Raw genomic sequence first — 12,414 nt, 5'->3', positions numbered from 1 at the left:
GTCCACGGTGGCACCGCCCCGGATCTTGTGGGCGGGGCGGCACACTGGTCCCACCCAAAACCCTCGCGCCGCTTCGCACAAGGGTGCGTACCGGTACGTTCCGGGTCGGTGATCTTCGCTTTCCCCGCGTTGGCCGGGGCTTTCCCGGCCGTTTCTGCCCCGTGGCGGGGCTCGGGAAAACTCTGTTGCACCGCACGACCAGCATCGCTCACGATGCCTGGGTGAGCACGACGGGGGAGATCGCGGGCGGCCGACGCGGTCGCGGGTGCATGGCGCGCACGGGGGTGGCGCCATGAGCGCGCGCCTGCGCGGCATCGCGCGGGAGACGGAGCACATCGTGGCGGCGGGGGCCTACACCGCGCCGGACGGCCGCGAGGTGTCCGTCGCGGCGGCGATCGAGGCGGCACGGTCCGGCACACGGATGTACGGACCGTGCCCCGTCGCGGTCCCGGCGCCGCCGGTCTCCGCGCCCCGGACGTCCGTCGACGTCACGGGCGAGAGCAGCCTGGTGGCGGCCCGCCGGCTCGGCGACGCGACAGCCGTGCTGAACTTCGCGTCCGCCCGTAATCCCGGCGGCGGTTACCTCAACGGCGCGCAGGCCCAGGAGGAAGCCCTGTGCCGAGCCTCGGCGCTGCACACCTGCCTGCTTGCGGCCCGTGCGTTCTACGACCACCACCGGGCCCACCGCGACCCGTTCTACACGGACCGCGTCATCCACTCACCAGGCGTTCCCGTCTTCCGCGACGACGGCGGCCGTCTCCTGGACGAGCCGGTCACCGTCGGCTTCCTCACCGCCGCCGCGCCGAACGCGGGAGTCGTCCGCCGGACGGCGCCGCACCGCACGTCCGAACTGCCGCACGCGCTCGCGGTACGGGCCGAGCGGGTACTGGAGACGGCCGCGGCACACGGGTACCGGCGTCTGGTGCTGGGCGCGTGGGGCTGCGGGGTGTTCCAGAACGACCCCGCTCAGGTGGCGGCCGCCTTCCGGGCGCTGCTCGGACCCGACGGGCGGTTCGCATCGGCCTTCGAGCACGTGGTGTTCGCCATCCTGGACCGCACACCGAGGAGCGCGGTACGGGAGGCGTTCGTCCGGGCCTTCCCGGCGGTTCAGGTCCAGCCGTAGCGCTCGTGCAGCCGTTGCCTGACCAGGTTGAACCGCCCGCGGTCCAAAGCGCACGCCTCCCGGCGCATGCCCTCCTCGTGCAGGCGCAGGACGCGGTCCACGTCCACCCACGACTCCCGCCCGGACCGGTCCCACGGCCCGCTGCCGATCGCCACCCACTCGCGCTCCCCGTCGTGCCGCTTGCTGGAGAGCTGCACCGCGAGAAACGTCCCCGCGGCCTCCCGGGCCACCACCAGGACCGGGCGGTCCTTGCCCCGCCCGTCGTTCTCCTCGAAGGGGACCCAGGTCCAGACGATCTCGCCGGGATCGGGGTCGCCGTCGTGGGCGGGGGAGTACTCGGTGCGCACCCTGCCGATGGCACGCGGGTCGGCTTCGACGGTCGCGGTCGGGCCTTGGCGGCCCGGGACGTTCTCTGCGGTGGAGGTGGTCACGGGGGCACCTTAGGGCCTGGTGACGGTGGCGAGTACCCATCACCCCCGGAGCAGTTGGACGGCCGGGCGGTCGAGGCGGTCCGGCGTCCGCTCAGACGACGGCGGTGGGCGCCGTCTCGCCCTGCTGGGGCGGCCACAGTTCGTGCCAGCGCAGTTCCGCCTCCAACTGCGCCGCCAGCGAGACCAGCAGGGGCTCGCTGTTCGCCGGCCCGAGCAACTGGGCGCCCACGGGCAGGCCGCCCACGAATCCCGCGGGGACGTTGACACCGGGCCAGCCCAGCACGTTCCACGGCCAGGCGTACGGGCAGGCGGCGATCATCGCCCGGTCGGTGGCGAACCCGCCGAGCCCGAGCATGGCGCCGACGCGGGGCGGGGGAGCGGCGGTCGTGGGTGCGAGGACGACGTCGTACGACTCGTAGAACCTGCCGATACGACGGTGCAGGACCGCCTCGGCCCGCCGGGCCGCCCGCAGCGGCGGGCCGCCGAGCAGCCGGCCCAGCCGGACGGCGCTGCGGGTGCGCGGGTCGAGCAGCGCGGGAAAGGGGACCTCGCTCGCCCACTCGGCGATACCGGCCGTCGCGCGCGGGACGAAGGTCAGCCCGATCTGGCCGTACGGCGGATCGGCCTCCTCGACGACGTGCCCCAACGCGTCGAGCCTCTCGGCGAGTTCGACGACCCTGGCCCGCACCTCGGGGTGGAGGCGGGCCGGCACTGCGGTGAACGGCGGCTTGAGGGAGAGCGCGATCCGCAGCCGGCCCGGTTCACGGCCCACGGCCTCGGAGGCGTTGACGGCCGGCGGGCGGTGCGGGTCGAGCGCGTGGTTGCCGGCCGCCGCGTCCAGCAGCAGCGCCGCGTCGGCCACCGTGCGGGCGAGGGTGCCGTTGACGGTGATGCCCTGGAACGACTCACCCTTCGGCCAGGTGGAGATACGACCGCGCTGCGGTTTGATGCCGATCAGATGGGTCCAGGACGCGGGGATCCGCACCGAGCCGGCGCCGTCCGAGCCGAGCGCGGCGGGCACCAGGCCCGCGGCCACGGCGGCGGCCGAACCGCCGGACGAGCCACCGGGAGTGTGCTCGGGGTTCCATGGATTGCGGGTCGCGCCGAAGGCGGGCCCCTCCGTGAACGGCCACTGCCCCAGCTCGCAGGTGTTGGTCTTGCCGACGATCACGGCCCCGGCCGCGCGCAGCCGCCGTACCGCCTCGCCGTCCTCGGCGACGGGCGGGAACTCCCCGCCGCAGCCGAACGCCGTCGGCTCGCCCGCCACGTCCATGTCGTCCTTCACCGCGACCGGCACCCCGAGCAACGGCCGACGCGCGCCGGCGGCGAGCTCCGCGTCCGCGGCCTCGGCCTCGGCGAGAGCGGCCTCGGCCCGCACCACCCGGAAGGCGTTGAGCGAGCCCTGGGTCGCCTCGATCCGCGCCAGCGCCCGGGCGACCAGCGTCTGCGACGTCACCTCCCCGTCGGCCAGCGCGCGGGCGGACTCGGCGAGGCCTACGGCACGGTCGGGTGTCATACGGGGCACCTCCGGGACGACGTTGTCTACCGAACGGTAACGTCCCGGGAGCGGTGGCGGAACGCTCTCGCGGGCGCGGCTCCCAGGTTCCCCACAGGTTTCCCCCGGCTCGCCTCCTCGTGCGCGAGGCATGGACGCGTCCGGACCTCGCCTCTACCTCCTGATCGAAGTTCCGACCTGTGTTCGATGCGTACCGCCGTGCCGGTCCAGGCGGGCCATCGGCACCACCATCGGCTTCGCCCGCAGCGCCTACCGGGTCAACTGGACCGTCCTGTACGACTGCACGGTCCCGATCGCGACCCTCTCCCGGGCCTGGGCGCCGGAGCGGTTCGTCGACGGTGACGGCAGCGTGGCCATCTGAGGGTCGAACGAGGCGACAGCGCGGACCTGTTCGTGCAGGACAGCTCCTGCGCGCCGGTGGCCGCCCGGCCCGAGTGAGGGTGTTCGGGGAGCCATCGGCCCGACTTCGAAGGTGTGAGGCAAGTGACGTATCGAGTCTTATGGGAAAAGATGCGCACTTTGTGGCGATGTGGTGACCTTGGTTGTGGAGGCTATGGCTGACCCCAGAGGAGATGGTGATATGCCTTCCATTGACAAGGCGATCAAGGAAACGACCGGCGTCCGGACCGACCTCGAAGCGGCACTCGACCCCACCGAGCCCGACGGAGTCTTCCGTGACAGCCGTGAGTGCGCCGCCCTGGCGCTGCTCTCCGCGGACACCAAGCTGCTGCTGTCCCCGCCGACCCCTCGCCCCAAGAAGGGCTGAGTGGACCGACGGGAGCGGCTGAATGGAGCAGTCAGGCACTTCGGCCCTCTTGCAGGGCGCGGTGCAGGACCTTGCGTCCGACGTGGTCTCCGCCCTTCGGGGCGGGGACCACGTGCGCATGTCCGGCACGGAGACGGTGGACGACCCTGAGGGAAGCCTCTCCCTCGCGGCCGTACGAGTGCTGGGAGCGGATCTTCTGCTGCCGCACGTACTCTTCCCGACACCCCCGGTACCAGAGGCACTTACCGTGTTCCGCAGGACGGTGGAGGCGTTCCCGCCGCGCCCGGACGCGGCACCCACCGTCAGGTGGAGCCACTGGGCCATGACGCGCACACTGCGGCGGTTCGACATGTCCCCGCCCGGGTCCGGCTCCGGGGGCGACGAGGACCTCACGGCACCCGACGCGAGCTGGCTCGACGCGGCGACCTGGCAGGTGCTGACGCATCAACTCGCGGTCCTGGCCCCGCTCGCGGTCCCCGGCGAGGACTGCGCCGTGAGCCTGGTGGCCAGACGTCGGCCGGTCGACGTGGCCCGTGGCTTCGTGCGTGCCGTGCGCCGCCGTGACTGGCAGCAGGCGGCGGGCGCGGGCCGCTGGCTCACCCTGCTCGACGGGGTGCCGGACACGCTCGGCCTCGAAACCGGGCTGGACTTCGTGGAGTTGATGGGCAGCAGCGATCCCCGCGTCGCCCTCCAGGTGCAGGCGGCACGCGTCATGCGGGTGGCCGGAGCGCTCGTATGACCGCCATGGGCGTCCAGGAGATCCGGGACGTGGGAGCCGCCGCCTTCGCATGGCTGTCCGCGCACCGCGGCGAGTTCGCGCTCGGCGAGGACGCGCTCACCGCGGACGGCCATGTGGACGCCACCTGGAAACCCCTCGGCGAACTGGCCCAGACGTGCGCGAGCGTACGCGCGCACACGCCGCCGTCCGACTCGCTGCACATCTGCGCGGCGGACCTGCTGCGGTTCGCCTGGCAGCAGACCGGCCAGGGCGAACTCTTCCTGCGCCTGCAGCGGATGGAGCCCTTCGCCACCTACCCCCTGGAGATCTACTCCGTGTTCGCCGCGGCCGGACTCAGACATCCCGGGTACGAGGCCGCCGCCGCGACGACCGCCCGCACGCGCGGCTGGCGGCTCACCGAGCAGGACCCGACACGGCGGCTCGGCGTGCTGAAGGCCGAGCGGCGCAGCGGCATCCACCGGCCGGAGCAGGTCGAGGGGGTGCTGCGGCAGACCTGGCTGGGCGCACTGCCGGAACCCTGGACGTTCGAGCGCTCCTCCGGCTACGCGCTCACCCATGTCGTCTTCCATCTCACCGACTGGGGCCGCCTGCCCGCGGGCGTCCCCGCCGACCTCGACGCCTACCTGTCGCACTGGCTGCCGCCCTGGCTCGACACCTGCCTGGACGCCGGGATGTGGGACCTCAGCTGCGAGCTGCTGGTGGTGGCCGCGAGCCTCCCGAGCCCGCCGGACCCCGCGGCACTCCAGGACGCCTGGGCGCGGATCGCTCGGGCGCAGCTCGACTCCGGGGCGCTGCCCGAGCAGCGCCCCGGCGGCGCCGCAATGGACCAGGAGCCGGGCTTCCGCCACTGCTACCACTCCACGCTGATGGCCGGCTTCGCGGCGGCACAGACCGTCAAGTGCCTGACCGGCGAGGGCGATGCGGTACCCGCGGGCGGCATACAGAACCGCTACGGGGGACAAGGAGTGCCAGGATGACCGACACCCGTCTCATGCACACCGTCGGCGTGCGCGCCCTGGAGTGGCTGTGGGCCCACCGCGACGGCTTCCGCCTGGAACCGGACGTCGATCCGGAGGTGGGCTTCCTGGAGCGCTTCAAGCCCGTCGGTGAACTGGCCCTGATCTGCCGGGTGTTGTTCCGGGAGGGCGTGGCGGGCTCGCGGCAGGCCGAGCTGGCCCGCCGGCTCCTGGACCACACCTGGCGGGAGGCCCTGGACGGCGGGCGCATGCTGGTGCGCGGACAGCGCGTCGAACCACTCTCGCCCATCCCGTTCGAGGTGTACCTCCCCTACAAGGAACTCGGTTACAGCGAGCCCGAGGTGGAGCGTGCCACCGTCCTCTACCACCGGCTCGACAGCTGGGACGCCCTCGAACTGGACCCGACCCGCCGCCTCGGACTGGCCGCGTTCCAGCGCCGTTTCGGCCTCACCCCCCGCACGCCCGAACCGGACCTCGTCGGCTCCACCTGGCTGGCCCGCACGCCCGAACCCTGGACGGTCAGCGGGCACATCGCCTACGACGTCACCCACACGGTGTTCCACCTCACCGACTGGGGAGAGCACCCCGAGCAGCTGCCGCCGGACATCGCGGACTACCTGGCCACGTGGCTGCCCGTCTGGATCGACGACTGGCTGGACCTCAGACGCTGGGACCTGCTCGGCGAACTCCTCGTCGTCGACGCCTGCCTGCCCCGCCCCACACTGGACGAACGGGCCTGGGAGGGCTTCGCCGCGGCCCAGCAGCCCGACGGAGCGATGCCGGCCGTCCGGGACATGCCCGAGGGCGAACCCGATGAGCTGTTCGACATCGTCTACCACCCGACGCTGGTCGCCGCCTTCGCCTCCGTGCTGGCCACCTCCCGCGCCCTGTCCGAGCTGACTCACGCCACGACCTCATGACCGGGCGGGGCCTGCCCTGGCCGGGGGGTGACGGCGGCGCGGACGTACGGGGTGGCGTGGGGGCCGCGGGCTCGGCGGGTGACCCGCCCGCCGAGCCGACTGGTGACCCGCCCGCCGGTGCCGGGGACCGCTTCCGCCTGCGGGGCGCCGTCGCGGGCGACGAGCCCGTCGGTCCCCAGGACGACGCGCTGGTGGAGCGGCTGCGCAGGGCCGTCGACGCCGTGGAGGCGCCCGACGTCGTCCTCGCCGTCTCCCGCTCCGGCCGCCGCACCCTGTACTGCGGCGGCACCGCCGCACCCCCGCGGGTGCCCCGTCGGGAGCTGCGCTACGAGATCGGGTCGGCCTCGAAGGCGTTCACCGGGCTGCTGCTGGCCCAGCTCATCCAGCGGGGCGTCCTCACCGGGGGCGAGCCGGTCGCCGCCTGCCTGGACCCGGGCCGGCGCAGGGAGCGGGACCCGGTGACCTTCGCCCACCTCGTCACACACACGGCCGGACTGCCCGCCCTGCCCGCGGACTTCTACCGTCGGGCCCTGCCCGCCTGGCGCACCAACCCCTACGGCCGCTATCCGGCCGAGCGGGTGACCGACGCCTTCCTGCGCCACCGCCCGCGGCACCGGCCCGGCTCCCGGTGGCAGTACTCCAACTTCGGCGTCGCCGTGCTCGGTCACGCGGTCGCCGCGGCCACCGGCACGGCATGGGAGGACCTGCTCGGCGCCCATGTGCTGCGTCCGCTCGGCCTGAACGGCACCGCCCTCAAGGCGCAGGACGCGGGGACCGACGCCGTCGGACACGGCAAGGACGGACGCACCCCCACCCTCTTCTTCGACGCCGGCGGATTCCAGGCGGCGGGTGCTCTGCGGGCCACCCCGCACGACCTGCTGACCTTCCTGGAAGCCCACCTCGACCCGGCCGGCAGCCCACTGGCCGACGCGCTGCGGGCGGTCCGCGTGCCGGTGCTCCGGCGCGGCCGGGACCACCGGCACGTCCACACGGTGGCGTGGTTCCGGCATCCCACCGACGGCGGTCCGCTCTACTTCCACAGCGGGGCGACCCTCGGCCAGCAGGCGTTCCTCGGCTTCCGGCCCGACACAGGCACGGCCCTGGTCGCGCTGTGCACCCGCCGCTTCCGCGCCCGCGACCGCTTCGTCGCCACGGCCTACGGGCTCCTCGCCGAGGAGTAGCGGAGCGGCAGGGGGACCGGTGCGGGGCGGGGCCCCGCACCGGAAAGGTCGTACGAGTTGCACGCCTCCTATGACTCCTACGACGTCCACGACTCCTACATCCGCTGCCACAACGCCGGCGTGGCGACCGGCGACCACGCGCCCTGCGCCTGGTGGGACTGCAGGCACTGGTACCGCACGCCCGCGTGGGTGACGGTCGTGCCTGCCTCGTAGACACGGCCGGCGGCCCAGGTGTCCACCGTCCCGTTGTCCTGCGGGGCGGACGCGCCGGACTGGGCCGCGGCGGTCTTCAGGACCAGGCCGAAGTCGCTCAGGATCGGATTGATCGGCTGGTAGAAGGTGGTGCCACCCTCGTCGCAGTCACCGGAGCCGCCGGAGGTGACGCCCTGTGCCTGCGAGCCGGAGACGTACGGGCCGCCGGAGTCGCCCGGCTCGGCGCACACGGTGGTCTGGGTGACGCCGTCGACCGTCCCCTCGGAGTAGGCGACGCTCGTGTCGTGCTGCTGGATGGTGCCGCAGTGCCAGCCGGTGGTGGAGCCGGAGCGGCAGATGGACGCCCCGACGAGCGCCTGGACCGAACCGGTGACCTGCGTGCGCTGGCCGTTCTCTCCCTCCACGTCGGGCGTGGCCGTCCAGTCGCTGTTCACGGCGACCCAGGACATGTCCTTGCCGGGGAACGTGGAGGCCTGGAACGTGCCCTGGGAGGCCCGGTTGGAGCCGGCCGTCGAGTCGCCCTGCTCGCCGCAGTGGCCCGCCGAGGCGAAGCCCTGCTGCTGGTCCTTGGTGACGGAGAACCCGATGGAACAGCGGGCGGTGCTCTCGATGTAGTAGGCGTCGCCGCCGACGAGGTCGGCCAGCAGCCGCGGCCGTTGCGCCGACACACGGACGCTCACGCCCTTGCCCCGGACGCCGGCGGCCTTGATGAACGCGGTGGCGGCCGGACGCCTGGTCGCCTGGACCACGACGCGGTTGGTCGGTACGTCGACGTACCAGACCGGAGTGTCGCGCGTCTTGACGCGGCGGGCGGCCGAGTCCAGCTTCTTCTTGACGGCCTGGAGGTCGGTCAACGGCCGCTTGACGACGGCGGCCTTGGCGCCCTGCGACTCGATGGCGGCCACGTCGGCGGAGTGCGTGGTGGCGACGGTGAGCTCGGCGGAGGTCGCGCCGCTCACCCAGGCCCCCGCGAAGTGCGTGCCCAGCGCGTTGCGCAGGCGGCCCGCGCGAGCGCCCGCCTCCGCTTCGTTGACCAGCCGCTCGGCCGCCTGACCCGGCTTCAGCTTGAGGTCCCGCTCCAGGGCGCGCAGCACCGCCGCGGGCGGCCGGTCGGCGCCGAGAGTGTGAGCGGCGGTGGACGCCGGGGCGGGCGGCGGCTCGGCCGAGGCGGCCGTGGTGACGCCGGTGAGGACGAGGGTGCCGAGAGCGGTGAGGGCGGTGCGGCGCCGCGCTGCGCCATGTCTGCCGAGCATGCGGTGTACCTCCATCGGGGTGCGCGTGGGTGTCGATCAGCTGAAGTCCTTGACAGAAAGCGACGCGCCGATGCCATAAGTGATGTTTTTTCGCGCTTTGGGGGGCCAAGGAGGGAGTCATGTGCGCCAGCGGACGGAACGGAGGTGCGGGCGGGAACGCCGCCTCGGCCGACCTCTCTTTCCGGCCATCCAGGACGGGCCAAACTTTCATCGTTCGTTTTCTTGAATCATTCGTGTTTAGGAAGGTAGGTTGTCCCCATGACCGCATCCCCGACCCCGACCCCCGCCGAGGAGCTGCGCGGTGCCGGCCTGCGGGTGACCGCCGCGCGAGTCGCGCTGCTGGAGGCCGTGCGAGCCGGTGACCACCTCGGTGTCGAGGCCATCGCCTCCGGGGTGCGCGATCGCGTGGGGCACGTCTCCCTGCAGGCCGTCTACGAGGGCCTGCACGCTCTCACCGCGGCCGGACTCGTGCGCCGCCTCGAACCACCCGGCAGCCCGGCCCTGTACGAGGGGCGGGTCGGCGACAACCATCACCACCTGGTGTGCCGGTCCTGCGGCGCCGTCGCCGACGTCGACTGCGCGGTCGGTCATGCCCCGTGCCTGACCGCGTCCGACGACCGTGGCTTCGCGGTCGACGAGGCCGAGGTCATCTACTGGGGTCTGTGCCCCGCCTGTTCAGCCGCCCGCGGCTCCTGAACACGTGATCCACCCGAGCATCGTGATCCACCCGAGCACTGTGATCCACCCGAGCACTGTGATCCACCCCGTCCGGAAGGATTCCCATGACTGAGAACCACGACGCGATCGTCACCGACCCGAAGGCGGAGGAGGCGGGCGGTGGTTGCCCCGTCGCGCACGGGCGTGCCGCGCACCCGACTCAGGGCGGTGGCAACCGTCAGTGGTGGCCCGAGCGCCTCAACCTGAAGATCCTCGCCAAGAACCCCGAGGTGGCCAACCCCCTCGGCGAGGAGTTCGACTACGCCGAGGCGTTCCAGGCCCTCGACCTCGCGGCCGTGAAACGTGACATCGCCGAGGTCCTCACCACCTCGCAGGACTGGTGGCCGGCCGACTTCGGCAACTACGGCCCGCTGATGGTCCGTATGGCCTGGCACAGCGCGGGTACCTACCGCATCAGCGACGGCCGCGGCGGCGCCGGCGCGGGTCAGCAGCGCTTCGCCCCCCTCAACAGCTGGCCGGACAACGGCAACCTCGACAAGGCCCGCCGCCTGCTGTGGCCGGTCAAGAAGAAGTACGGCCAGTCCATCTCCTGGGCCGACCTCATGATCCTCACCGGCAACGTCGCCCTGGAGCAGATGGGCTTCAAGACCTTCGGCTTCGCCGGTGGCCGCGCGGACGTCTGGGAGGCCGACGAGGACGTCTACTGGGGCCCCGAGACCACCTGGCTCGACGACCGGCGCTACAGCGGCGACCGCGAGCTGGAGAACCCGCTCGCCGCCGTCCAGATGGGCCTGATCTACGTCAACCCCGAGGGCCCGAACGGCAATCCGGACCCGATCGCCGCCGCCCGCGACATCCGCGAGACGTTCCGCCGCATGGCGATGAACGACGAGGAGACCGTCGCCCTCATCGCCGGTGGCCACACCTTCGGCAAGACGCACGGCGCCGGCCCGGCCGACCACGTGGGCGCCGACCCCGAGGCCGCGTCCATGGAGGAGCAGGGCCTGGGCTGGAAGAGCACCTACGGCACGGGCAAGGGCGGTGACGCCATCACCTCCGGCCTGGAGGTCACCTGGACCACCACGCCGACCCAGTGGAGCAACGGGTTCTTCAAGAACCTCTTCGAGTACGAGTACGAGCTGGAGCAGAGCCCGGCCGGCGCCCACCAGTGGGTGGCCAAGGACGCTCCGGAGATCGTCCCGGACGCCCACGACTCGTCGAAGAAGCACCGTCCGAAGATGCTCACCACGGACCTGTCGCTGCGCTTCGACCCGATCTACGAGCCGATCTCCCGCCGGTTCTACGAGAACCCGGAGGAGTTCGCGGACGCCTTCGCGCGCGCCTGGTTCAAGCTGACCCACCGTGACATGGGCCCGAAGTCCCTGTACCTCGGCCCGGAGGTCCCGGCGGAGACGCTGCTGTGGCAGGACCCGCTGCCCGAGGCCCAGGGCGAGGCCCTCGACGCCGCCGACGTCGCGGCCCTCAAGGCCAAACTCCTCGACTCCGGCCTGACCGTCTCGCAGCTGGTCTCCACCGCGTGGGCGTCGGCCTCGACGTTCCGTGGCAGCGACAAGCGCGGCGGTGCCAACGGCGCCCGTATCCGCCTGGAGCCGCAGCGCAGCTGGGAGGCCAACGACCCCGACCAGCTCGCTCAGGTCCTGCGGGTGCTGGAGGGCGTCCAGCAGGAGTTCAACTCCGGCGCCAAGAAGGTCTCGCTGGCCGACCTGATCGTCCTCGGTGGTTCCGCGGCCGTGGAGAAGGCCGCCAAGGACGCCGGGTTCGACGTCGAGGTGCCGTTCGCCCCGGGCCGTGTCGACGCGACCGAGGAGCACACCGACGCGGAGTCCTTCGCCGCGCTGGAGCCGGTCGCCGACGGGTTCCGCAACTACCTCGGCAAGGGCAACCGCCTCCCCGCCGAGTACCTGCTGCTCGACAAGGCGAACCTGCTCACCCTGAGCGCCCCCGAGATGACGGTCCTCGTCGGTGGCCTGCGCGTCCTGGGCGCCAACCACCAGCAGTCGCAGCTGGGCGTCCTGACCAAGACCCCGGGTGCGCTGACCAACGACTTCTTCGTCAACCTGCTCGACCTGGGCACCACGTGGAAGTCGACGTCCTCGGACCAGACCACGTTCGAGGGCCGTGACGCCGCCACGGGCGAGCTGAAGTGGGCCGGCAGCCGTGCCGACCTCGTCTTCGGCTCGAACTCCGAGCTGCGCGCGCTCGCGGAGGTCTACGCGAGCGACGACGCGAAGGAGAAGTTCGTGAACGACTTCGTCGCGGCGTGGGTCAAGGTCATGAACCTGGACCGGTTCGACCTCGTCTGATCCGTCACGCGTACGACGTGCAGGCCGGCCCGTGGGGGCCGGCCTGCACGTTTCTCGTGTCCCGGGCACCCTCGGCATGAGCAGGCAGCTGGGCTGCACCGCGGCGTGACCGCCCGGCGGCGGCTTCCCGAGCGCCGCCCGAGCGCCTTCCGAGCGCTGCGAGGGCGGCCCGTCCGCCGCCCGACCGCCTCGCGAACCGGTGACGAACCACCTGTAGCGCTCAGCCCGCCGTATTGAACCGGGCGTGCCGGGTACTCGGCCCTGCGATCGAGCCCGCCCGCCCCAGCCGCGGG

Annotated in this window: 11 protein-coding genes and 1 pseudogene; 9 read left to right on the top strand and 3 right to left on the bottom strand. The window is 72.6% G+C overall.

Annotated features, from left to right (window positions below; translation table 11 throughout):
- The first annotated feature begins 292 nt into the window (after positions 1-292).
- On the top strand, positions 293-1,123 hold the full coding sequence (locus tag ACFYNL_RS21375; protein WP_388805800.1) for a TIGR02452 family protein: 831 nt from the start codon (positions 293-295) through the stop codon (positions 1,121-1,123).
- On the opposite strand, the gene ACFYNL_RS21370 is transcribed toward ACFYNL_RS21375, so the two are convergent.
- Together ACFYNL_RS21370 and ACFYNL_RS21365 are read right to left on the bottom strand one after the other, a co-directional pair.
- A complete protein-coding gene (locus tag ACFYNL_RS21370) occupies positions 1,108-1,554 on the bottom strand; it encodes a type II toxin-antitoxin system PemK/MazF family toxin (RefSeq protein WP_388805797.1) in 447 nt (148 codons plus the stop codon). The two genes, ACFYNL_RS21375 and ACFYNL_RS21370, sit on opposite strands and share 16 nt — an antisense overlap.
- 91 nt (positions 1,555-1,645) lie before the next feature.
- Positions 1,646-3,070, bottom strand: a complete 1,425-nt coding sequence (locus ACFYNL_RS21365; protein ID WP_388805794.1) for an amidase — start codon at positions 3,068-3,070, stop codon at positions 1,646-1,648.
- Positions 3,071-3,287: 217 nt separating this feature from the next.
- On the opposite strand from ACFYNL_RS21365, the pseudogene ACFYNL_RS21360 reads away from it, so the two are divergent.
- From ACFYNL_RS21360 to ACFYNL_RS21335, 6 genes and pseudogenes are all read left to right on the top strand, one after another.
- Positions 3,288-3,428 (top strand): annotated as a pseudogene (locus ACFYNL_RS21360) (arabinofuranosidase); the annotation flags it as partial.
- 222 nt (positions 3,429-3,650) lie between these two features.
- Positions 3,651-3,836, top strand: a complete 186-nt coding sequence (locus ACFYNL_RS21355; protein WP_388805791.1) for a hypothetical protein — start codon at positions 3,651-3,653, stop codon at positions 3,834-3,836.
- 22 nt (positions 3,837-3,858) lie between these two features.
- Positions 3,859-4,575, top strand: a complete 717-nt coding sequence (locus ACFYNL_RS21350) for a hypothetical protein (protein WP_388805788.1) — start codon at positions 3,859-3,861, stop codon at positions 4,573-4,575.
- Positions 4,572-5,552 carry a DUF6895 family protein gene (locus ACFYNL_RS21345; RefSeq protein WP_388805785.1) on the top strand — a complete coding sequence of 327 codons (981 nt, stop codon included), beginning with the start codon at positions 4,572-4,574 and terminating at the stop codon, positions 5,550-5,552. The genes ACFYNL_RS21350 and ACFYNL_RS21345 overlap by 4 nt, the downstream gene beginning before the upstream one ends.
- A complete protein-coding gene (locus tag ACFYNL_RS21340) occupies positions 5,549-6,472 on the top strand; it encodes a DUF6895 family protein (RefSeq protein ID WP_388805782.1) in 924 nt (307 codons plus the stop codon). Before ACFYNL_RS21345 ends, ACFYNL_RS21340 begins: the two co-directional genes overlap by 4 nt.
- Complete coding sequence (locus ACFYNL_RS21335) at positions 6,469-7,653, top strand: serine hydrolase domain-containing protein (RefSeq protein ID WP_388805779.1); 1,185 nt, start codon at positions 6,469-6,471, stop codon at positions 7,651-7,653. Before ACFYNL_RS21340 ends, ACFYNL_RS21335 begins: the two co-directional genes overlap by 4 nt.
- A 95-nt stretch (positions 7,654-7,748) precedes the next feature.
- Here ACFYNL_RS21335 and ACFYNL_RS21330 read toward each other — a convergent pair whose 3' ends face one another.
- Positions 7,749-9,119 (bottom strand): alpha-lytic protease prodomain-containing protein, encoded by a 1,371-nt coding sequence (locus ACFYNL_RS21330; protein ID WP_388805776.1) that lies wholly within the window; start codon positions 9,117-9,119, stop codon positions 7,749-7,751.
- Positions 9,120-9,377: 258 nt separating this feature from the next.
- Here ACFYNL_RS21330 and ACFYNL_RS21325 point away from each other — a divergent pair, with 258 nt between their 5' ends.
- The gene (locus ACFYNL_RS21325; RefSeq protein WP_388805773.1) at positions 9,378-9,815 is read left to right on the top strand and encodes a Fur family transcriptional regulator; all 438 of its coding nucleotides are present in this window, start codon (positions 9,378-9,380) and stop codon (positions 9,813-9,815) included.
- Between the two features lie 86 nt (positions 9,816-9,901).
- Positions 9,902-12,121 carry a catalase/peroxidase HPI gene (katG, locus tag ACFYNL_RS21320; RefSeq protein WP_388805770.1) on the top strand — a complete coding sequence of 740 codons (2,220 nt, stop codon included), beginning with the start codon at positions 9,902-9,904 and terminating at the stop codon, positions 12,119-12,121.
- The last annotated feature ends 293 nt before the right edge of the window (positions 12,122-12,414 follow it).

This window comes from Streptomyces sp. NPDC007808, assembly GCF_042868655.1.
Lineage (GTDB): Bacteria > Actinomycetota > Actinomycetes > Streptomycetales > Streptomycetaceae > Streptomyces.
The sequence above is the reverse complement of the archived record's forward strand: the minus strand, read 5'-3'. Positions and strand labels throughout refer to the sequence as shown.

Coding starts and splice junctions, on each gene's coding strand:
- ACFYNL_RS21375 (WP_388805800.1), top strand. CDS start 293: ATGAGCGCGCGCCTGCGCGGCATCGCGCGGGAGACGGAGCACATCGTG.
- ACFYNL_RS21365 (WP_388805794.1), bottom strand. CDS start 3,070: ATGACACCCGACCGTGCCGTAGGCCTCGCCGAGTCCGCCCGCGCGCTG.
- ACFYNL_RS21355 (WP_388805791.1), top strand. CDS start 3,651: ATGCCTTCCATTGACAAGGCGATCAAGGAAACGACCGGCGTCCGGACC.
- ACFYNL_RS21350 (WP_388805788.1), top strand. CDS start 3,859: ATGGAGCAGTCAGGCACTTCGGCCCTCTTGCAGGGCGCGGTGCAGGAC.
- ACFYNL_RS21345 (WP_388805785.1), top strand. CDS start 4,572: ATGACCGCCATGGGCGTCCAGGAGATCCGGGACGTGGGAGCCGCCGCC.
- ACFYNL_RS21340 (WP_388805782.1), top strand. CDS start 5,549: ATGACCGACACCCGTCTCATGCACACCGTCGGCGTGCGCGCCCTGGAG.
- ACFYNL_RS21335 (WP_388805779.1), top strand. CDS start 6,469: ATGACCGGGCGGGGCCTGCCCTGGCCGGGGGGTGACGGCGGCGCGGAC.
- ACFYNL_RS21330 (WP_388805776.1), bottom strand. CDS start 9,119: ATGCTCGGCAGACATGGCGCAGCGCGGCGCCGCACCGCCCTCACCGCT.
- ACFYNL_RS21325 (WP_388805773.1), top strand. CDS start 9,378: ATGACCGCATCCCCGACCCCGACCCCCGCCGAGGAGCTGCGCGGTGCC.
- katG (WP_388805770.1), top strand. CDS start 9,902: ATGACTGAGAACCACGACGCGATCGTCACCGACCCGAAGGCGGAGGAG.